This is a genomic window from Streptomyces sp. NPDC001980 (assembly GCF_040296885.1).
Lineage (GTDB): Bacteria > Actinomycetota > Actinomycetes > Streptomycetales > Streptomycetaceae > Streptomyces.
Window position 1 is genome coordinate 37,090 of the sequence record NZ_JBEOYD010000019.1, and the last position, 18,651, is coordinate 55,740.

Annotated in this window: 16 protein-coding genes and 1 pseudogene; 7 read left to right on the plus strand and 10 right to left on the minus strand. The window is 71.2% G+C overall.

From position 1 onward, the window contains the following. Positions 1 to 933, minus strand: a complete 933-nt coding sequence (locus tag ABT137_RS27280) for an alpha-E domain-containing protein (RefSeq protein WP_351713360.1) — start codon at positions 931 to 933, stop codon at positions 1 to 3. Beyond that, a complete protein-coding gene (locus ABT137_RS27285) occupies positions 930 to 2,477 on the minus strand; it encodes a circularly permuted type 2 ATP-grasp protein (protein WP_351713362.1) in 1,548 nt (515 codons plus the stop codon). The genes ABT137_RS27280 and ABT137_RS27285 overlap by 4 nt, the downstream gene beginning before the upstream one ends. A 394-nt stretch (positions 2,478 to 2,871) precedes the next feature. On the opposite strand from ABT137_RS27285, the gene ABT137_RS27290 reads away from it, so the two are divergent. Then, on the plus strand, positions 2,872 to 3,936 hold the full coding sequence (locus tag ABT137_RS27290) for a helix-turn-helix transcriptional regulator (protein WP_351713364.1): 1,065 nt from the start codon (positions 2,872 to 2,874) through the stop codon (positions 3,934 to 3,936). On the opposite strand, the gene ABT137_RS27295 is transcribed toward ABT137_RS27290, so the two are convergent. The 3 genes from ABT137_RS27295 to ABT137_RS27305 are packed head-to-tail and all read right to left on the minus strand — an operon-like array spanning position 3,899 to position 6,872. After that, positions 3,899 to 4,876: a helix-turn-helix transcriptional regulator gene (locus tag ABT137_RS27295; RefSeq protein WP_351713366.1), complete on the minus strand. Its 978-nt coding sequence runs from the start codon at positions 4,874 to 4,876 to the stop codon at positions 3,899 to 3,901. The genes ABT137_RS27290 and ABT137_RS27295 overlap by 38 nt on opposite strands. Next, positions 4,873 to 5,871, minus strand: coding sequence for a helix-turn-helix transcriptional regulator (locus ABT137_RS27300; RefSeq protein ID WP_351713368.1), 999 nt, complete (start codon positions 5,869 to 5,871; stop codon positions 4,873 to 4,875). Before ABT137_RS27300 ends, ABT137_RS27295 begins: the two co-directional genes overlap by 4 nt. Next, entirely contained in the window at positions 5,868 to 6,872 is a 1,005-nt protein-coding gene (locus ABT137_RS27305) for a helix-turn-helix transcriptional regulator (RefSeq protein WP_351713370.1), read from the minus strand. Before ABT137_RS27305 ends, ABT137_RS27300 begins: the two co-directional genes overlap by 4 nt. Positions 6,873 to 7,239: 367 nt before the next feature. On the opposite strand from ABT137_RS27305, the gene ABT137_RS27310 reads away from it, so the two are divergent. The 3 genes from ABT137_RS27310 (at position 7,240) to ABT137_RS27320 (ending at position 11,321) form a co-directional block, all read left to right on the plus strand. After that, positions 7,240 to 7,575 carry a Rieske (2Fe-2S) protein gene (locus ABT137_RS27310; RefSeq protein ID WP_089100103.1) on the plus strand — a complete coding sequence of 112 codons (336 nt, stop codon included), beginning with the start codon at positions 7,240 to 7,242 and terminating at the stop codon, positions 7,573 to 7,575. Positions 7,576 to 8,045: 470 nt separating this feature from the next. Next, a complete protein-coding gene (gene clpB, locus ABT137_RS27315) occupies positions 8,046 to 10,691 on the plus strand; it encodes an ATP-dependent chaperone ClpB (protein ID WP_351713372.1) in 2,646 nt (881 codons plus the stop codon). 102 nt (positions 10,692 to 10,793) lie between these two features. Beyond that, positions 10,794 to 11,321 carry a type III secretion system chaperone family protein gene (locus ABT137_RS27320; RefSeq protein ID WP_350784267.1) on the plus strand — a complete coding sequence of 176 codons (528 nt, stop codon included), beginning with the start codon at positions 10,794 to 10,796 and terminating at the stop codon, positions 11,319 to 11,321. 30 nt (positions 11,322 to 11,351) lie between these two features. Here the strand turns inward: ABT137_RS27320 and ABT137_RS27325 are convergent, their stop codons facing one another. The 5 genes and pseudogenes from ABT137_RS27325 to ABT137_RS27345 form a co-directional block, all read right to left on the minus strand. Further along, positions 11,352 to 12,533 carry a putative hexosyltransferase gene (locus tag ABT137_RS27325; protein WP_502984583.1) on the minus strand — a complete coding sequence of 394 codons (1,182 nt, stop codon included), beginning with the start codon at positions 12,531 to 12,533 and terminating at the stop codon, positions 11,352 to 11,354. 266 nt (positions 12,534 to 12,799) lie between these two features. Beyond that, positions 12,800 to 12,988: pseudogene (locus ABT137_RS27330) on the minus strand (aminotransferase class I/II-fold pyridoxal phosphate-dependent enzyme); the annotation flags it as partial. Positions 12,989 to 13,048: 60 nt separating this feature from the next. Further along, entirely contained in the window at positions 13,049 to 13,438 is a 390-nt protein-coding gene (locus ABT137_RS27335) for a hypothetical protein (RefSeq protein ID WP_351713374.1), read from the minus strand. A gap of 4 nt (positions 13,439 to 13,442) precedes the next feature. After that, positions 13,443 to 14,900 carry an AbeC-like domain-containing protein gene (locus ABT137_RS27340; protein ID WP_351713376.1) on the minus strand — a complete coding sequence of 486 codons (1,458 nt, stop codon included), beginning with the start codon at positions 14,898 to 14,900 and terminating at the stop codon, positions 13,443 to 13,445. A gap of 665 nt (positions 14,901 to 15,565) precedes the next feature. Further along, the gene (locus tag ABT137_RS27345; RefSeq protein ID WP_351713378.1) at positions 15,566 to 16,756 is read right to left on the minus strand and encodes a pyridoxal phosphate-dependent aminotransferase; all 1,191 of its coding nucleotides are present in this window, start codon (positions 16,754 to 16,756) and stop codon (positions 15,566 to 15,568) included. Between the two features lie 184 nt (positions 16,757 to 16,940). Here ABT137_RS27345 and ABT137_RS27350 point away from each other — a divergent pair, with 184 nt between their 5' ends. The 3 genes from ABT137_RS27350 (at position 16,941) to ABT137_RS27360 (ending at position 18,642) form a co-directional block, all read left to right on the plus strand. Beyond that, complete coding sequence (locus ABT137_RS27350) at positions 16,941 to 17,354, plus strand: DUF7144 family membrane protein (RefSeq protein ID WP_351713380.1); 414 nt, start codon at positions 16,941 to 16,943, stop codon at positions 17,352 to 17,354. 134 nt (positions 17,355 to 17,488) lie between these two features. Beyond that, positions 17,489 to 17,779, plus strand: a complete 291-nt coding sequence (locus tag ABT137_RS27355) for a hypothetical protein (RefSeq protein WP_351713382.1) — start codon at positions 17,489 to 17,491, stop codon at positions 17,777 to 17,779. A gap of 332 nt (positions 17,780 to 18,111) precedes the next feature. After that, complete coding sequence (locus tag ABT137_RS27360; protein ID WP_351713384.1) at positions 18,112 to 18,642, plus strand: DUF2617 family protein; 531 nt, start codon at positions 18,112 to 18,114, stop codon at positions 18,640 to 18,642. Positions 18,643 to 18,651: the final 9 nt, after the last annotated feature.

An 18,651-nucleotide genomic window follows, 5' to 3' on the forward strand; every position in this document is an offset into this window, starting at 1 on the left:
TCAGGCTCCTTCCTGGGCCCACTGGACGAGCCCCTGGTACGGGAAGAACCGCTCGGCCACCGCGTCGGCGGACGCCATGCAGGCCTGCTGGAGGTCGCGCAGCAGGACCGGCAGCTGTTCCTCCAGGGAGGCGGTGTCGAGGTATTCGAGCCGGGTGCGGGCCCGGCCGATCGGGGAGCGGGCGGGGTCCTGGCGGGGCCGGCCGAGCGCGGCCAGGCACTCCTCGGCCGTGGTCAGCGCGTGCAGCGCGGAGCGCGGGAAGTCCCGGTCCAGGAGCAGGAATTCGGCCACTCTCGGGGTGTCGCCGAAGCCGGTGTGCACCCGTGCGTACGCCTCGTCGGCGCCGCTCGCGCTGAGCAGCGTCGGCCAGTCCGGCGCGTGCGCCGCGTCCAGCACGCGCACCGAAAGCAGCCGTAGGGTCATGTCCACCCGCTCCAGGCTCCGCCCGAGGACGACGAACCGCCAGCTGTCGTCCCGGCTCATCGTCGAGTCGGCCAGCCCGAAGAAGAGCGCGGCCCGGCTGCGGACCAGCTCCAGGTAGGCGTAGGGGCCCGTGCGGCGGGCCGCGCGGCGCCGGTCGCCGAGCGCGTGCCAGGTGGAGTTGAGGCACTCCCACATCTCCGAGGAGACGGCCTCGCGGGCGCTGCGCGCGTTCAGCCGGGCGGCGCCCAGCGCGCCCTCGATGGAGCAGGTGGAGCGGGCGTCGAAGGCGAGCTGGTCGAGGACCTGCTGCATGTCCACCCGGTCCGCGCCGGCGTCCACGCCGAGGATCGCGTACAGCGACCGGCAGGCGGCGTCCTCGTCGCGCCAGGGGTCCTCCAGCATCCGGTGCAGATAGGCGTCGAGGATCCGGCCGGTGGCGTCGGCCCGTTCGACGTACCGCCCGGTCCAGGTGAGCGACTCGGCGATACGGGAGAGGATCACGTCGTTCACTGCTGCTGCGCTCCTTCCGGTACGACCGCACGGGTGCCGTCGGGGCCGAGGCGGCGCGGGGCGACGGCGGGGATCGGGCCCGCGTCGACCGGCTCGGGGCGTTCGGCCGGGCCCTCGGCGAGCACCCAGGTGTCCTTGGAACCGCCGCCCTGGCTGGAGTTGACGATCAGGTTGCCCTCCTGGAGGGCGACCCGGGTGAGGCCGCCGGGCAGCACCCAGATGCCGTCGCCGTCGTTCACGGCGAACGGCCGCAGGTCAATGTGGCGCGGCGCCATCCGTTCACCCGAGAGGGTGGGGGAGGTGGAGAGGGCGACCGGGCGCTGCGCGATGAAGCCGCGCGGGTCGGCCGCGACGGCTTTGCGAGTGCGTTCCAGGGTCTCCTTGTCGGCCTTCGGGCCGATCACGATGCCCTGCCCGCCGGCCCCGTCGACGGGCTTCACGACCAGCTGGTCGAGCTGGTCGAGGACGGCCTCCAACTGGCCTGGTTCGTCGGGCCGGTAGGACTCGACGTTGGGGAGGACCGGTTCCTCCCCGAGGTAGTAGCGGATCAGGTCCGGGACGTAGGTGTAGAGGAGTTTGTCGTCCGCGATGCCGTTGCCCACGGCGTTCGCGAGTGTGACGTTCCCCGCGATGGCGGCGCTCAGGATGCCGGGGCAGCCGATCACCGAGTCGGGGCGGAAGTGCAGCGGGTCGAGGAAGTCGTCGTCGAGGCGCCGGTACACGACGTGCACGGGCACCTCGCCGCGGGTCGTGCGCATCCACACCCGGTTGCTCCGGCACACCAGGTCGTGCCCCTCGACCAGCTGCACGCCCATCAGCCGGGCCAGCAGGGCGTGTTCGAAGTAGGCCGCGTTGCTGGGCCCGGGGGTGAGGACGACGACCCGGGGATCGCTCGCCGCCCCGCCGGGCGCGGCCGCGCGGAGGGCGGCGAGCAGCCGCCCCGCGTATCCGTCCACCGGGAGCACGTGCTGCTCGGCGAAGAGCGAGGGGAAGATCCGGGTCATCGCGCGCCGGTTCTCGATGACGTACGACACCCCGCTCGGCACCCGCACGTTGTCCTCGAGGACGCGGAAGGCCCCCGCCTCGTCCCGGACCAGGTCGATTCCGGCCACATGGATGCGCACCCCGCCGGGCGGCTCCACCGCGTGCGCCGCCCGGTGGAAGTGCGGCGAGCCAAGGAGCAGCCGCCAGGGCACCACCCCGTCCTCGAAGGCCCGCGCGGGTCCGTAGGCGTCGGCCAGATAGGCCTCCAGGGCCCGCACCCGCTGGGCCACGCCTCTTCGTAGGAGATCCCATTCCAGGGCGTCGAGGATCCTCGGCACCAGGTCCAGTGGCCAGGGCCGTTCCTCGCCCGCGAAGGCGTAGGTCACCCCCCGGTCGGTGAAGGCCCGGGCCATCTGGTCGGCCCGGAACCGCAGTTCACTCGGTTCGATCGGCTGGAGCGCAGCCAGTACCGGCTCATAGGCGGTCCTGACCTCACCCGGCCGTACAAACATCTCGTCCCACGCGTCGGCCAACGCGTACGCGTCGAATATGTCCGCCATGGAGGGACGTTAGAGCGGGCACGTAACGCGGCGATCACTGGCGGATTTCGGGGATTCGCCGGGACCGCCGCGCCACGCGCCCGCGAGCGACCCTCCCTGCAACGCACCTCCCCCGTGGGTGCGTTGCACGGGGCCCCGGCCCGATCGGGGGAGGATGGACCGGGGCCCCGCCGGGTGCACGGCGGCACCCGTGGGAAGCGGCTCCCACGATGCCGCGCACACCCCCCTGCCACCACCGTCAGCTTGTTGCAACGCGGCCGGCGGAGGCGGTGTGATATCCGTTCACATCCGGTCATTACGGCCCCCCGCGTGAGGGGAGCCGTGTTGCGGACCCGGTCCGGACCGCTCATAGTTGCGCTGCGGAAGAGGCAGCAAACCGGGGGTGGAACGGTCGATGGCCGGGCACGGGACGGAGGAGCATCCACACGGTGCCGACCGGCTGTGCGCCGTCGGGGACCGTGTGTACTCCCGGGCCGTGCGCCGGGGCCGGGTGCCGCGCACGGACGCCGACACGGTGCCCTGCCTGCTCGAGCTGGCGCTGCTGCACCCCGACCCCGATGACATGGACTGGCTGGTGCCGACCGCACCGCAGGAGGTCATGACCCGGCTGCTGCGCGGGGTGTACGACGAGGTGACGGACAGCCAGCGGCGGGTGGGGTCGGCGGTCGAGGCGTTCGAGTGGTACGCCGGTCTGGGACGGCAGTTGCAGGCCGTGTCGGCCTCCGCGGAGGGCACCGCGGCCATCCGGGTGCTCGACGGGCTGTCCCGGATCCAGGCGGCCATGGACGAGGCGACGGAGGCCTGCACGCAGGAGGTGCTGACCGTCCAGCCGGGCGGTATCCGGCGGGAGTCGGAGCTGACCGAGGGGCTGCACCGGGCCGTCGCCCTGCGCGGGCGGGGCGTGCGGATGCGCGACCTGTACACGCACGTCGCCCGGCACGGCCAGGGCCTGCTCAACTACCTGGAGCTGATGGGCGACGCGGTCGAGGCCCGCACGCTCGACGAGGTCATCGACCGCCTCATCCTCTTCGACCGCACGGTGGCGTTCATCCCCGCGAACGCGGACCGCACGATGGCCCTGGAGCTGCGCCACCCCGCCCTCGTCGAGTACTTCGTCACGGTCTTCGAACGCCTCTGGCGCCTCGCGATCCCGCTCACCGCCCCGCTCCCCGACACCGGCATCGAGGGCATCTCGCACCGGGAGCAGTCCATCGCGGCGCTGCTCGCGGAGGGCCACCAGGACGCGGTCATCGCCGAACGCCTCGGCATCAGCGTGCGCACCTGCCGGGCCCACATCGCCCGTCTCTCGGAGACGCTGGGCGCGGCCAGCCGTACCCAACTGGGCGTGCGGATAGCGCAGGTGGGGCTGGACCGGCCGCCGGGCGGCACGACCGCGGCCCCGGACACGGCCCCGGACACGGTCAGCCTTCCTGATCAAGGATCCCCGAGCGTCCGATGAGGTAGCCGAGCTGGGCGCGGCTCTCGCTGCCGAGCATGGTGGCGAGCTTGGCGATGTGGACCCGGGCGGTACGGATGTTCATGCCGAGGCGTTCGGCGATGACGGCGTCCGTGTGACCCTCCACGAGGAGGGCGGCGATGGCCTGCTGGCGGGGAGTGATGCCGTTGACGGTGGGGCGTTGCTCAAGGGTGGGGTAGAGGGGGGAGGCCAGGCGCCAGAGGCGGTCGAAGGTGGTCACGAAGTACTTGATCAGCGCGGGGTGCCGGACTTCGAGGGCGAGGCCGCCGTCGCCGTCGGCCGGGAGGAAGGCGACCTCGCGGTCGATCACGATCAGCCGGTCCGGCAGTTCGTCGAGGCCACGGACCTCCATGTCACCCCGCAGCCGCTCGAAGCCGCCGTACACGGCCGGGACATGGCGCAGGGTGTGCTGGTAGAGGGCGCGGATGCGGGCGCCGCGATCGAGGATCGCCTGGTCGCGCTCGCGGGCGGCCGCGACGGCGGCACGGGCCCGGGGGCCGGTGAGCCCGGCGTGCGACTGGATGCAGAGCACTTCCCGGCCCGCCTCGGCCATGGCGTCGGTGATGGCCTCGTTGATGGGCTTGGTGCCGCTGTGCAGCCGCAGGGTGGGGGTCTCGCCGCCCGCGCCCGGCTCGACGGCCCGCAGCAGCGGTTCGAACTGGGCCACCAGCCGTTCCTCGCGGCGCCGTTCGTCGGCGATCCGGGCGGCGGAGGAGCGCAGCAGCCGGTGCAGGGCCGCGGCGGGGGCCACCGGCTCCAGCCGGCCCAGGTCGTCGAGGGCCGGGTGCAGCAGACCGGAGTCGGTGAGGCAGGGGGCCTCGGCAGCCTCCTCGGCGCCGACGTGCCCGGCGCGCAGCGCGCGTTCGTACAGCTTCGCGCCGGCCGGGCACAGCTCCTCGACACCGTGCTCGCAGCGGCTCACAGCCCGCCCTCACGGTCCTTGAGGATCCCGGACTGCCCGATGAGGTAGCCGAGCTGGGCGCGGCTCTCGCTGCCGAGGGTGGTGGCGAGCTTGGCGATGTGGACGCGGGCGGTGCGGATGTTCATGCCGAGGCGGGCGGCGATGACGGCGTCGGTGTGGCCCTCGACGAGGAGGGCGGCGATGGCCTGCTGGCGGGGGGTGACGCCGTTGACGGTGGGGCGTTGCTCCGCTTTGGGGAACAGCGGGGTGGCCAGGTGCCAGAGCCGGTCGAAGGCGGTGGCGAAGTAGCCGATGAGTGCGGGGTGGCGGACTTCGAGGGCGAGGCTGCCGTCGCCGTCGGCGGGGAGGAAGGCGACGGTGCGGTCGATGACGACCAGCCGGTCGGGGACCTCGTCGAGGCCGCGGGCCACGTTGTCGCCCTTCAGGGACTCGGTGTAGGTGTAGACGGCCTGCACATGGAACAGGGTGTGCTGGTAGAGCGTGCGGAACCGGCCGCCGCGGTCGAGAAACGCCTTGTCGCGCCCGTAGGCGGTGGATTCCGCGGCGGTGCCGCGCGCGCCGACCATGCCGGCGTGCGGCTGGATGCAGAGGACTTCCTCCCGGGCCTGTGCCATGGCCTCGCCGATGGCCTGGTTGATCCGCCGGGTGCCGCTGAGCAGCCGTAGGGCCGGGGAGGCCGGCACCGTGCCGGGTTCCGGTGCGATGTGCATCAGCGGTGCGAAGAGCTCCGCCAGCCGCTCCTGTCGCCGCCACTCGCCGGCGATACGGACACGGGCCCCGCGCAGCATCCGGTTCAGGGCGACGGCGGGCGCCACGGGCTCCATCCGGCCGGGGTCGTCCGGCGCCGGGTGCAGCAGGCCGAGGTCGACGAGGCAGGGCACTTTCGTGGCGTCCTGGGCGGAGACGTGCCCGTCGCCGAGGGCACACCCGTAGAGTTCCGCTCCCGCGGCGCACAGGTCCTCGACGCCGTGCTCGGCATGAGGGTCGGGGGTCACGGCCTGCCGGCCTCTTCGGGAGGCGTCTGTTCCAGGATTCCGGACTGGGCGATCAGGTAGCCCAGTTGCGCGCGGCTGCCGCTGCCCAGGAGCTGGGCCAGCTTGGCTATGTGGGCCCGGCAGGTGCGGACGTTCATGCCCAGGCGCCGGGCGATCGCCTCGTCGACATGGCCCTCGATGAGGAGCTTGGCGATGGAGTGCTGGATCTCGGTGATGCCGTCGGGGGCGGTCTCGTAGGGCGCGCCGGCGCTGAGCGGGACCGCGCGGTTCCACATGAACTCGAAGACCTTGACCAGGTAGCGGACGAGTCCCGGGTGACGGAGTTCGAGGGCGATCTCCCCGTCGTCGCGGGTCGGGATGAAGGCCACGGTCTCGTCGCAGATGATCAGCCGCTCGACGAGTTCGTCGATCGTGCGGTACTCCACCTTGCCGTCGGTGAACTGGGCGACGTAGGCGAGCGTCTCGGGGCTGTAGCGGGCAGGATGCTGGTAGAGCGTGCGGATGCGGCAGCCGCGTTCGATCAGCGGGCGGTCGCGGTTCAGTCCCTGGGCGAGGGTGTGCTCCAGGCGGCGGCGGCTCGGCTGCACGGTGAGCATCTCGGTCTGGCACTGAGCGGTGGCCAGGTCGAGGGCCGCGTTGATCCGGTCCAGCCCCTCCAGCACCGTGATGGAGTGCGTGGTCCCCGTCGACTGGGCGCTCAGGGTCATGAACGGCTCGAAAGCGTCGGCGAGTTCGATCGACATCCGCCTGCGTTGGGTGATCTCGTTCTCGATCGGGTTCAGCCGCTGGGCGAGGGCGACCGAAGGGGGGACCGGGCGCAACCAGTTCGGGTCGTCAGGATCGGCATGAAGGAGGGCGAACTCCATCAAACAGGGCGCCGGTTCCACATCCGTACGGGCGACTCGTCCCGTCCGGAGAGCGTTCCCGTAGAGACGGCGCCCGTCCTCGCACAGGTCGGTCAGCCCGTGAGGATGTGTCCGGTTAGTCTCATTTATTGTCAAATCTCCACCCCCCAGGGTCCTGAACGTGCAGGAACATGATGCATCGATTGTGTGGCCACGACGTGCCGGAATGGGCCATCGTCGTATTCGGACGGGGGAGAGGTGACCTTCAAATGAGGACGAAGCCGACTATGCATAAGAGAATGCTTCGCTCGGCGCTAGTCGCCGCCTTCTCCGCCGTTGTGGCTTTCGGGGCGCTGAGCGGCTCTGCGGGCATCGGCAGTGCCAAGGCGGGCGACAGTACCTGGCGCACCAACACAGTGACGGCCGCCGGGGTCGGCGACAGCACCTGGATCGTCACGGCGTCCGACGTCCCGGGTGACAGCACCTGGGTCGCTCCGAGCGACAGTACGTGGGTCGCCGAGTCATGACCACCCCACCCGACGACCGCTCCTTCCGCCGCGAAATGGCCACGGCCTACCGCTCCGGCTGGCACTTCATCGACCTGGTCACCGCCATCCCCCACAGCGGTGACTCGCTGATGGTGACCGTCTTCGGTGAGCCGGTCGTCGTCACGCGCGACGAGGATGAGGACGTACGGGCGTACCGGTGCCTGCGTAAGCCCCGGGGTGCGCCGCAGCCCGTGCGGTGTGCGATCCGGTACGGAATGATCTTTGTGAACCTGGACCAACGGGACCACCGGCTGGCTGAGCCGGATGTCCCGGACGTGAGGACCATCTCGGCCACCCCCCGCAGTGCCTGACGCGATTCCCCCGTCGTAAAAGATCGCTCAGGTGCTTCCCCCCGCAGCGGCGTCACCGTGACCTGAACACGGTGACGCCGCTGCAGTTTTGGGCGGACATTTCGCCGTATCGACTGGTTTCGGCCACCCCTCACCGTGGCTGAATTTAGCCTTCGGAACAGGGTGACCGCCCCGGCCCCGCACCCGCCCTCACCCGCACCCCGCGTTCCCGCCTGTCCCGCCGCCCGCCTGTCCCGGCGCCCGCCCCGCCGTGCTCTCGGCCGCCGCCCGGGACGGGTTCTCCCCGGGTGCTCTCCTGTGCAGGGGACACCTGTGCGCTCACCTTCTTCACGATCACCCGGCCGGCTCCGCCTCCGGGTCGTTCCTGGCAGTCCCCGGAAGGGCTCCCGCTCGTACCTTGAGTGGAATAGACTCAACTTTGTGTACGTTGGCTGAGTCAGCCGAACGACGCCGAGGAGGAGAACGCGAACGTGGACGCCGAGCTGACCAACAGGAGCCGGGACGCGATCAACGCGGCCAGCAGCCGGGCCGTGACCGAGGGGCACGCGGACCTCACCCCTGCCCACCTGCTGCTGGCTCTGCTGGCCGGGCAAGGCCAGCGGCAGGATATTGCGAACATCACCGACCTGCTCGCGGGGGTCGATGCCGACCAGGCCGCCGTACGCCAGGGCGCCGAGCGCGTGCTGGCCGCGCTGCCCAGCGTGACCGGTTCCACGGTCGCGCCCCCGCAGCCCAACCGCGAGCTGCTCGCGGTCATCGCCGACGCCGGCGAACGCGCCAAGGACCTCGGTGACGACTACCTCTCCACCGAGCACCTGCTCATCGGTATCGCCGCGAAGGGCGGCGCGGCCGGCGAGGTCCTTGACCGCCAGGGTGCCACCGCGAAGAAGCTGGTGGAGGCCTTCCAGAAGGCCCGCGGCGGGCGCCGGGTGACCACCGCCGACCCCGAGGGCCAGTACAAGGCGCTGGAGAAGTTCGGCACCGACTTCACGGCCGCCGCCCGGGACGGCAAGCTCGACCCGGTCATCGGCCGCGACCAGGAGATCCGCCGGGTCGTGCAGGTGCTGTCCCGCCGTACGAAGAACAACCCGGTCCTCATCGGCGAGCCCGGCGTCGGCAAGACCGCCGTCGTCGAGGGGCTCGCGCAGCGGATCGTCAAGGGGGACGTCCCCGAGTCGCTGAAGGACAAGCGGCTCGTCTCGCTCGACCTCGGGGCCATGGTCGCCGGGGCCAAGTACCGCGGCGAGTTCGAGGAGCGGCTGAAGACCGTCCTCGCCGAGATCAAGGACTCCGACGGGCAGATCATCACCTTCATCGACGAGCTGCACACGGTCGTCGGCGCGGGCGCGGGCGGCGACTCCGCCATGGACGCCGGCAACATGCTGAAGCCGATGCTGGCGCGCGGCGAGCTGCGCATGGTCGGCGCCACCACCCTCGACGAGTACCGCGAACGCATCGAGAAGGACCCGGCGTTGGAGCGCCGCTTCCAGCAGGTGCTGGTGGCGGAGCCCACGGTCGAGGACACCATCGCCATCCTCCGCGGTCTGAAGGGCCGTTACGAGGCCCACCACAAGGTCCAGATCGCCGACAGCGCGCTGGTCGCCGCCGCGACCCTCTCCGACCGGTACATCACCTCCCGCTTCCTCCCCGACAAGGCCATCGACCTCGTCGACGAGGCGGCCTCCCGGCTCCGCATGGAGATCGACTCGTCGCCCGTCGAGATCGACGAACTCCAGCGCTCCGTCGACCGGTTGAAGATGGAGGAGATGGCGCTGGAGAAGGAGACCGACCCGGCCTCCCGGGAGCGCCTGGAGAAGCTGCGCCGCGACCTCGCCGACAAGGAGGAGGACCTGCGCGGCCTCAACGCCCGCTGGGAGCGCGAGAAGCAGTCCCTGAACCGGGTCGGCGAGCTGAAGGAGAAGCTCGACGCCCTGCGCGGCACCGCCGAACGCGCCCAGCGCGACGGCGACTTCGACACCGCCTCCAAGCTGCTGTACGGCGAGATCCCGCAGCTGGAGAAGGAGCTGGAGGCCGCGTCCGAGGCCGAGGAGGAGACCTCCCGGGACACCATGGTCAAGGACGAGGTCGGCTCCGACGACATCGCCGACGTGGTGGCCGCCTGGACCGGCATCCCGGCCGGGCGCCTGCTGGAGGGCGAGACCCAGAAGCTGCTCCGCATGGAGGACGAGCTGGGCCGCCGGCTGATCGGCCAGACCGAGGCCGTACGCGCGGTCTCCGACGCCGTCCGCCGCTCCCGCGCGGGCATCGCCGACCCGGACCGCCCCACCGGCTCCTTCCTCTTCCTCGGTCCGACCGGCGTCGGCAAGACCGAACTCGCCAAGGCCCTCGCCGACTTCCTCTTCGACGACGAGCGGGCGATGGTCCGCATCGACATGTCGGAGTACAGCGAGAAGCACAGCGTGGCCCGGCTGGTCGGCGCCCCGCCCGGGTACGTCGGCTACGAGGAGGGCGGCCAGCTCACGGAGGCGGTCCGCCGCCGCCCGTACACGGTGGTGCTCCTCGACGAGGTGGAGAAGGCGCACCCCGAGGTCTTCGACATCCTGCTCCAGGTGCTGGACGACGGCCGCCTCACCGACGGCCAGGGCCGCACGGTCGACTTCCGCAACACCATCCTGGTGCTGACGTCGAACCTGGGCAGCCAGTACCTGGTCGACCCGGTCCTCGGCGAGGAGGAGAAGAAGCGGCAGGTCCTGGAGACGGTCCGGCAGTCCTTCAAGCCGGAGTTCCTGAACCGCCTGGACGACCTGGTGGTCTTCTCCGCCCTGGCCAAGGACGAACTGGCCCGGATCGCCCGGCTCCAGATCGACCGGCTCGCCAAGCGCCTCGCCGACCGCCGGCTCGCCCTGGAGATCACCCCGGAGGCCCTGGCCTGGCTCGCCGAGGAGGGCAACGACCCGGCGTACGGCGCCCGCCCGCTGCGCCGCCTGGTCCAGACCGCCATCGGCGACCGCCTCGCCAAGGAGATCCTGGCCGGCGAGGTCAAGGACGGCGACACGATCCGCGTGGACGCGTTCGGGGAGGGGCTGATCGTGGGGCCGGTGACGGCGGAGGAGGCCGTGGAAAGCGCCGGTCAGGAGACCGGGAAAACGCTCTGAGCGGAATTCCGCCAACGCGAGATGAACCCGCCGGGGCGGGGGTTGCCACCCCCCTCCCCGGATGGGGGAGGATGGCGGGGTCCAGACGAAGGGAAATTCACGGTGACCATCGACCCGTCCTCGATTCCGAACTTCGGGGGCCAGCCCGAGCCGCAGCCCCAAGGACCGGCGGGCCCCGTCGTCCCGGATCAGGATCTTGTGAAGCAGCTCCTCGACCAGATGGAGCTCAAGTATGTCGTCGACGACGAGGGCGACCTCGCGGCGCCGTGGGAGCAGTTCCGTACGTACTTCATGTTCCGCGGTGAGGACGAGCAGGCCGTCTTCTCGGTGCGGACGTTCTACGACCGCCCCCACAAGATCGACGAGAAGCCGCAGCTGCTCGAGTCGATCGACGACTGGAACCGGCGGACCCTGTGGCCCAAGGTCTACACCCACACCCACGACGACGGCACTGTCCGTCTCATCGGTGAGGCCCAGATGCTGATCGGCACGGGCGTCGACATCAACCACTTCGTCTCGTCCACGGTCAGCTGGGTGCGGGCCGCGATCGAGTTCGACAAGTGGCTGGTCGAGCAGCTCGGCCTGGAGGAGGCCGTCAACGAGGCCGAGAAGCCCGAGGACGACGAGTAGTCCGTCCTCCTGTCGCTTCCCGCAGTCTTCCTACAGCGGTGTGTGCGCGTACACGACGAGGTACGTGCCGTAGCCGAACGAGAGCCCGGCCAGGGCCGTGACCACCACCGTCGCGTGCCAGGGCCGGGCTCTCGCCGTGCGGACCAGCGCCCGGGCCAGTGGGAGCAGCAGCGGGAAGGCCGGGAGCAGGAAGCGCGGCTTCGACTCGAAGAAGCCCGAGCCGCCGAGCGCGATCAGCAGGAGCACGGCGGTGTAGGCGAGCAGCGGCAGCGGGGCGCGGTCCAGGGCCAGGAGGGCGAACAGGACCACCGCGGCCGCCACGATCAGCAGGGACATCGGGAAGACGAAACGGTCGCCGCGCAGCAGCAGCGTACGGACGAAGGCCAGCGAGCCCCGGCCGAAGTCGAAGCGCGAGCCCCACAGCCGTTGTACGCCGAAGTAGCCGCCGAGCGCGTCGCCGGTGCGGCGGCCGACCCAGAGGACGTACGCGGTCCAGCCCAGCGGGGCGAGCGCCGCGCCCGTCCACAGCCTGTGGGTAACCCGGCCGCGGGCGCGGCGCAGCTCGCAGGCCGCGGCGAGCAGGACGGCCGCCGCGACCGCGAAGCCGTTGGGGCGGGACAGCCCCGCCAGGGCGGCCAGGGTGCCCGCCCACACCCAGTTCCCGGCCAGGACCGCGTACAGCGACCAGGCGGCGAAGGCGGTCAGGACCGGTTCCGTGTACGCCATGGACAGCACCACGGAGTGCGGAAGCAGCCCCCAGAGCAGCACCAGGGCGGTGCCCACCGCACGGCCGTGCAGCCGGGCGCCCACCGCGTAGATCCCGCCCGCGGCGACGGCGGCGGCCGCCCACGACACCAGCAGCCCCGCGCCGGCCCCGCTGAGCGGGGTCACGGCCGTCAGGGTCCGGATCAGCGCCGGGTAGAGCGGGAAGAACGCCAGGTCGCTGTGGACGATGCCGGGACCGAAGTACAGGGTGCGGCCGTAGCCGTGCGCCGCGATCCCCAGGTACCACGCCGCGTCCCACGACCTGCCGAGCAGCGTCAGCGGATGCCGGCCGCCCGCCCAGGCGGCCAGCGCCAGCACGGCCATGCCGGTGAGCCGGGCCGCCGCGAACAGCCCCACGGCCACCCCGCCCGCCGTGACGACGGACAGCCGGGTGCCGGGCCGCTGCGCGACGGGCGGGGCGAGGGCGGTGGTGCTGGCGTGGCTCACATTCGCACAGTGCCGGGGGATCGGGGCGGGTGCGAGAAATGTACGCCCGATGGGGGACGCACCCCCGTAGAGGCGCGAGCCGCAGCGCCCCGTAGGGGGAGCCGCGAAATGACTGTGCCCCGCCAGGATCGACCTGGCGGGGCACAGTGTCGAGAGAAGCGGTCAGCCGGTCGAATATTGCGTGCGCTGGTCAGGCACACGTCCCCCGCCGCCCGCGGCTACGACAGCTGCCGCAGCCGCTCCGCCGCCTCCTTCAGCACCTCGGCACGCAGGCCCGCCGCGAGGATGTCCCGCTTGGTCTGCATGTCCCGGCGGAACCTCTCGAAGTACGCGTCCGGGAGGGCGAGGGCCTCCGCGACCGCGTACTGGAAGGGGCCCGAGGCGACGTACGTCAGGAACTGCTTCGCCGAGCGCACCGCCGTGACCAGCTCCGGCGTCGACGTCACCCAGCCGACACCGCGTTCGTGCACTCATTCGAGGGTACGTGCGACACCAGAACTGCCCTGGCAGGGGTTTCAGAACAGGGCCGTCACGCTGTGCTGGATGGCCGCCACGTCCGCCGCCACCGTGGCGGTCGCGTGGACCCCGGGGGCGATGAAGCCGAGCCAGCGCAGGAGCGTGCTGCGGCGGGGCTCGTCACGGGCGAGCTCGGCCTCAACCTGCTCGGCGGCCTCGACCAGTTCCGCCCCGTCGTCGTACCGCTCCTCGTTGCGGCGCAGTCCGTCCAGCAGCAGGCTCACCGCAGCGCGGAGTTCCGCCACGGCCGCGGCGTGCTCGGCCGGAGTCGGAGCGCCGGTCGCCGTGGCGTGTCCCACGGCGACCGTGCTCTGCTCGATCCGCACGTCCCGGCCGGCCTGAATACCGCTGACGTGACCCGCCGCCCCATGAGCCTCGTGATCGGGCATCATGTCACCTCTGCTTGGCCGGCTGCGGCGGGTTGTTCCACTGGCCGCCGCCTCCGGCGCGGACGGCGGAGCGGGTGATGGAGATGTCGCGTCCGGCGAACAGACCGGAGTTGTAGATGGTCGTCTGCCGCTGGATCAGGTCGCTGGAGTCGATGTTGTGGTTCTCCAGGAACTCCACCAAGGCGTCCAGCACACGGTGTTCGATCGTCTTGGCATACAACTCTCGGTCCAGCGACTGGAAGTAGCGGTGGTAGAGCTGGTCGCTCGCCTCCTCCCGGAGGCTGAACTCCGCGCCGTAGTCGAAGGAGCGCAGGCGGATCCTGCGCTCCTGCCGACGTTGCTCGCGCCGCTGCGCGAGCGGTGCGAAGAGATCTCCGACGACCGCGAACGGAGCCCGGACCAGAAGGATCGGGGTGCGCAGAGCCGCCTCTCCCACCAGTCGGCACCACTGCCGGAAAGTGGGGGAGTCCAGCAGCACGTCCACGGTCCGGTACCGCTCACGTACGGGTGCGAGCAGACAGTTGGTGCCCTCGATGAACGCCATGTCGCGGTCGGGCAGAAGCGCACACCTCAGGAGCAGGGTGCTGACCAGCTCGCCGCTCCATCCGGCGACGCGAATCGCCAGATAGGGCCGCGCCCTGCCCTTGCCGTCCTCGCGCAGATCGCGCAGGAGGGCGTCCGAGACCTGCGCTCCGGGTGGTCCGGCCTGGTTGCGCAGCACCTCGGCCCGGGTGCGGTCGTCGATTCCGATCAGCAGGTCGGCCCCGTTGACCAGGAGCACGTCGGCGATGTCCATGCCGGGCAGCTTGAGCGCCCCGACCCGGGCGGAGATATGGGCGTTGAGCTCGTGGACGGTGAAGGGGATGACCTGCTTGCCGGTCTCGGGGCGCCCGGTGTTCAGCGCGAACGACCATGTGCTGTAGGTCAGGCCGTGCCCGACGAAGGGCTCGAAGCGCGAAGAGACCACGACATTGCCACGGTCACGGAGTTCGATCGCCTCGATGCGTGCGGCCTCCATGGCCGTCGGCGGTCTGGGTGCTTGCCTGGGGTCGAAGTTCTCCCGCTTCAACTGCCGCGAGACGACTCGGTAGTGCACGGACAGCAGTTCGGCGGCCACGATCACCCAGGCGGCGAACAGACCTAGGAGCAGGGATCCGCCGAAGGTGAACGGCAGGGTGACCACTACGACGAGCAGCAGAAGGAGGAGTACGACATCCCGCCGTTGCTGCCGGCCGCGGGCGGCCAGCGCGTGCCGCAGCACGCAACCGAGGTCCACTCCGGGCGAGGAGGCTGCGGCACGGCGCGGCTCGTGCACGATCCGGGCCACGGCCTTGCGGGCGAGCCCGATGTCGGTGTGCATCGCGGCGCACAGATACCGGGTGACGTCGTAGGTGAAGGGAGGGGGCGCTCCCTCCGGGGGTGCCGACTGCGGCAGGGGCGGGAAGTGAGCCGGCGTCCGCACGGCCTCGGACGCGGGCGAGACGGGTCGCGTGGACCGCGGAGGAACGGGTGAGTGGCCGCCGGAGGCGTCATCAGGTGGATCAATGGACGAGTTCATCGCTACTGCCTAGGGGATTTCCGGCAACTGCGGCGGACGCGCGCTGAGGCGCTGTGCCTGATCAGCAGGCTACCCAGGGCGCCACCCACTTTACTCCGATTTTTCTCTTTCGCAGCTTTTGTCACATCAGGCTCGAAGGCCGCACAAGCCCTATCGGCGTCTGCATCGAGATGCCACGTGCCGCTTCGAACTGTGGGCGGAACACGAGCTGTTGTGCCTTCGTCGCGGGCTGGAGGGGCTGTCGGGCGCGCTTGTCACCAGCCCGGCACCGCCCCGGCCCGGCCGCCACTGGAGCGGGTCCGACCGCGACGCCCCCTCCGCCCAGTCGGAGACGGTGATCCGCAGCCTCCTGCACCTGAGGACGGCCGTGTGCTCAGGTGGCGTACTGGGGTGATGTGCAGTTTGTGTTGCCGAAGCTCCGGCCGAAACCGAAACCGAAACCGAAACCGAAACCGAAACCGAAACCGAGGCCGAGGCGCGCGCCGCGAAGGTGCCTGCTGACACGCGACTCACGTGGCTCCTCCGGTGCGGGGCGCGGTTCCACGGAGCGGCCCCGGACCGTGCGGCTGTTACGCGGCCAGCGACTTGAGCCGGGAGGCCGCCTCCTCCAGCACGCTCGTCCGCTTGCAGAAGGCGAACCGTACGAACGGGGCGCCGGCCTCTCGGTGGTCGTAGAAGACCGCGTTGGGGATCGCCACGACTCCGCAGCGCTCGGGCAGCGCACGGCAGAAGGCGAAGCCGTCGCTTTCGCCGAGGGGGCGGATGTCGGTGGTGATGAAGTACGTGCCGGCCGAGCGGAAGACCTTGAACCCGGCCCGCTCCAGACCCGCGCCGAGCAGTTCTCGCTTGGCGAGCAGATCGGCGCGCAATTCGTCGAAGTAGCTGTCGGGGAGGCGCAGCGCTTCGGCGACGGCGTACTGGAAGGGGCCGGCCGAGACATACGTCAGGAACTGCTTGGCCGAGCGCACGGCGGAGACGAGGGCGGGCGTCGACGTCACCCAGCCGACCTTCCAGCCGGTGAAGGAGAAGGTCTTGCCGGCCGAGCCGATGGTGACCGTGCGCTCGCGCATGCCGGGGAGGGTGGCGAGGGGCACGTGTTCCGCCTCGTCGTACACCAGGTGCTCGTACACCTCGTCGGTCACCACCAGCAGGTCCCGCTCCACGGCCAGTTCGGCGACCGCGGTCAGCTCGGCGCGGGTGAGGACCGTGCCGGTCGGGTTGTGCGGGGTGTTGACCAGGAGGAGCCGGGTGCGCGGGGTGACGGCGGCGCGCAGCTCGTCGAGGTCGAGGCGGAAGGCGCCGGCGTCGGGGCGCAGGGTGACCGGGACCCGGGTGCCGCCCGCCATCGCGATGCTCGCCGCGTAGGAGTCGTAGTACGGCTCCAGGGCGACGACCTCGTCCCCGGGTTCCAGGAGGGCGAGCAGGGCGGCCGCGATGGCCTCGGTGGCGCCGGCGGTGACCAGCACCTCGGCGTCCGGGTCGTAGGAGAGGCCGTACCGGCGCTGCTGGTGCGCGGCGATCGCGGTGCGCAGCTCGGGGACGCCCGGGCCCGGCGGGTACTGGTTGCCGCGCCCCTCGCGCAGCGCGCGTACGGCGGCCTCCCTGACCTCCTCGGGTCCGTCGGTGTCCGGGAAGCCCTGCCCCAGATTGATGGAGCCGGTGCGCAGGGCGAGGGCGGACATCTCGGCGAAGATCGTGGTGCCGAACTCGGCCAGCCGGCGGTTCAGGAGCGGGCGTTCGCTGGAGGTCATGCCGGTCATCCTGCGCCCAGGCTCCGGACTTCCTCAACCCGGCTTCCGGGCGGGCACCTGCGGCAACACCCTGACGGCGGTGCGGGCTGCAGTCGCGGTGCCGAGGGATTGCGGCCATGCTGGCAGGAGGGCATGGCCGACTTCGCGCGGGCACGGTGCATCGGTGACCGCGCCGCACAGGAAGGTTGCTGCCATGACAACGGTGCCGAGCAGGCCAGAGCGAGGACACGGGGAGCCCGGCGGCAGCGGAACGTTCACCGCGTCCATGTTCGCCGGGAGCATGATGATGCTCAGCGGCCCCCTCAGCATTCTGATGGGCGCATCCGGTATCGCACAGGACACGCTGTTCGCCGCGTCCCGGTACTCCTACCGGTTCGACCTGACGGCCTGGGGCTGGATTCACCTCGTGATCGGAGTGGCACTCGTCATCGCCGCCCTGGGAGTGCTGACGGACCAGGGCTGGGGCCGCGGGGCCGGTATAGGGGTGGCGGCGGTCAGCCTGATCACCCAGTTCATGTTCGTTCCGTACTACCCGTTGTGGGCCATCCCGGTGATGACGATCGACCTCCTGATCCTCTTCGCGCTGACGCGGGGCCGGCTGTCCTGAGGGACCCTCAGAAGTTCCTCAACTCCGCTTTGGCCGCCGTGACGGCGGGGCATCCCCAGTCCACGCCGCGCTCTCGCGGTGGCCGGGGCGCCCACGGGGGGTCGCCTTCGGGGGAACGGAAAGAAGGTGACGCCATGGGCACCGTCTTCATCGTGGTGGTGGCCGCGGTCATCTGCCTCGCGATCGTCGCGTCGGCGGTCCGCCGGGGCGGCGGGACCAAGGGGGCGTACCGCGACGGCGGTTCCTCGTCCTACGACAGCTCCGGCAGCTGGTGGGCCGGGGACTCGGGGTCGTCCTCCTCGCACGGCGGCGGTCATCACGGAGGTGGCCACTCCTGCGGCGGCGGGCACTCCTCGTGCGGCGGCGGGTCGTCCTGCGGGGGCGGTTCGTCGTGCGGCGGGGGCGGCTGCGGAGGGGGCAACTGAGCCACCGGGCGGTGGCGGGGGCCGGGGCGTCCGGACGGAGGGCGGGGGGAGCTCTCTCCGGGCGCCCCGGCGTGCGCCGGAAAGAGTGGGGCGCACAACTTGGTTGAACAGTTGAGCTGTGGAGCCCTCTGAGGGATGGAAACCCCACGAAGTTGGGTAAAAACGCTGTGGCGGCACCACAGTTCATGATTCCCTCTAAATCACCAAAGCGGCGCCTCGGACGTCCTGACGACACCCTCCCCCGGCTGGGCCGGCCGGGCCGATCTCCCGGTGTCGACCGAGGTGCGCCGGACCACACTCCTCCCTCTTTTGCGTGTTAGCGGAGCCGATCCATGCTCACGACCCTGAACACCACCTACACCGATACGCGCGCGGCCGACCTCGCCTGGGCCCTGGGGCGCGAGCCGCTGCCCGCCCTGGCCACCCTCGACCTGGAACTGACCGGGGCGAAGCTGCAGTTGAGACTGCTCGGCGCGTCCCACCAGGTACTCCTTGAGGAGAGGTGCGGCGGCTGTTCGGAGACGGTGGCGTGCATCCCGGGGTCCAGCACCCCCCTGCCGCTGGGCGTCGCCAAGCGCAACGGCGACTGGGAGTACGAGTTCGCGGCCCGCGTCGAGGTGCTGTCACCGGGCTCCTTCGCGGGCCGCGCCCAGGAGCTGCTGGCCCTCGTCTCCGAGCATCCGCACGGCCTCGCCGGGGTCTTCCCGGGCAGCCCGCACGCGTTCACGGCGATGCTGGCCCAGCGCCACGAGGGCCAGGTGCACTGGCGCACCTGGCACGCGTACCCGCAGGACGGCCAGCTGGTCGCGACCCGGACCCGGGTCGGTGTGCGGGTCCCGGTGCACCAACCCGTCGCCGGATGACATAAACCA

Excerpts from the sequence above, each read along its gene's own strand:
- ABT137_RS27285 (WP_351713362.1), bottom strand. The coding sequence starts at position 2,477 with ATGGCGGACATATTCGACGCGTACGCGTTGGCCGACGCGTGGGACGAG.
- ABT137_RS27290 (WP_351713364.1), top strand. The coding sequence starts at position 2,872 with ATGGCCGGGCACGGGACGGAGGAGCATCCACACGGTGCCGACCGGCTG.
- ABT137_RS27310 (WP_089100103.1), top strand. The coding sequence starts at position 7,240 with ATGACCACCCCACCCGACGACCGCTCCTTCCGCCGCGAAATGGCCACG.
- ABT137_RS27335 (WP_351713374.1), bottom strand. The coding sequence starts at position 13,438 with ATGCCCGATCACGAGGCTCATGGGGCGGCGGGTCACGTCAGCGGTATT.
- ABT137_RS27345 (WP_351713378.1), bottom strand. The coding sequence starts at position 16,756 with ATGACCGGCATGACCTCCAGCGAACGCCCGCTCCTGAACCGCCGGCTG.
- ABT137_RS27350 (WP_351713380.1), top strand. The coding sequence starts at position 16,941 with ATGACAACGGTGCCGAGCAGGCCAGAGCGAGGACACGGGGAGCCCGGC.
- ABT137_RS27355 (WP_351713382.1), top strand. The coding sequence starts at position 17,489 with ATGGGCACCGTCTTCATCGTGGTGGTGGCCGCGGTCATCTGCCTCGCG.
- ABT137_RS27360 (WP_351713384.1), top strand. The coding sequence starts at position 18,112 with ATGCTCACGACCCTGAACACCACCTACACCGATACGCGCGCGGCCGAC.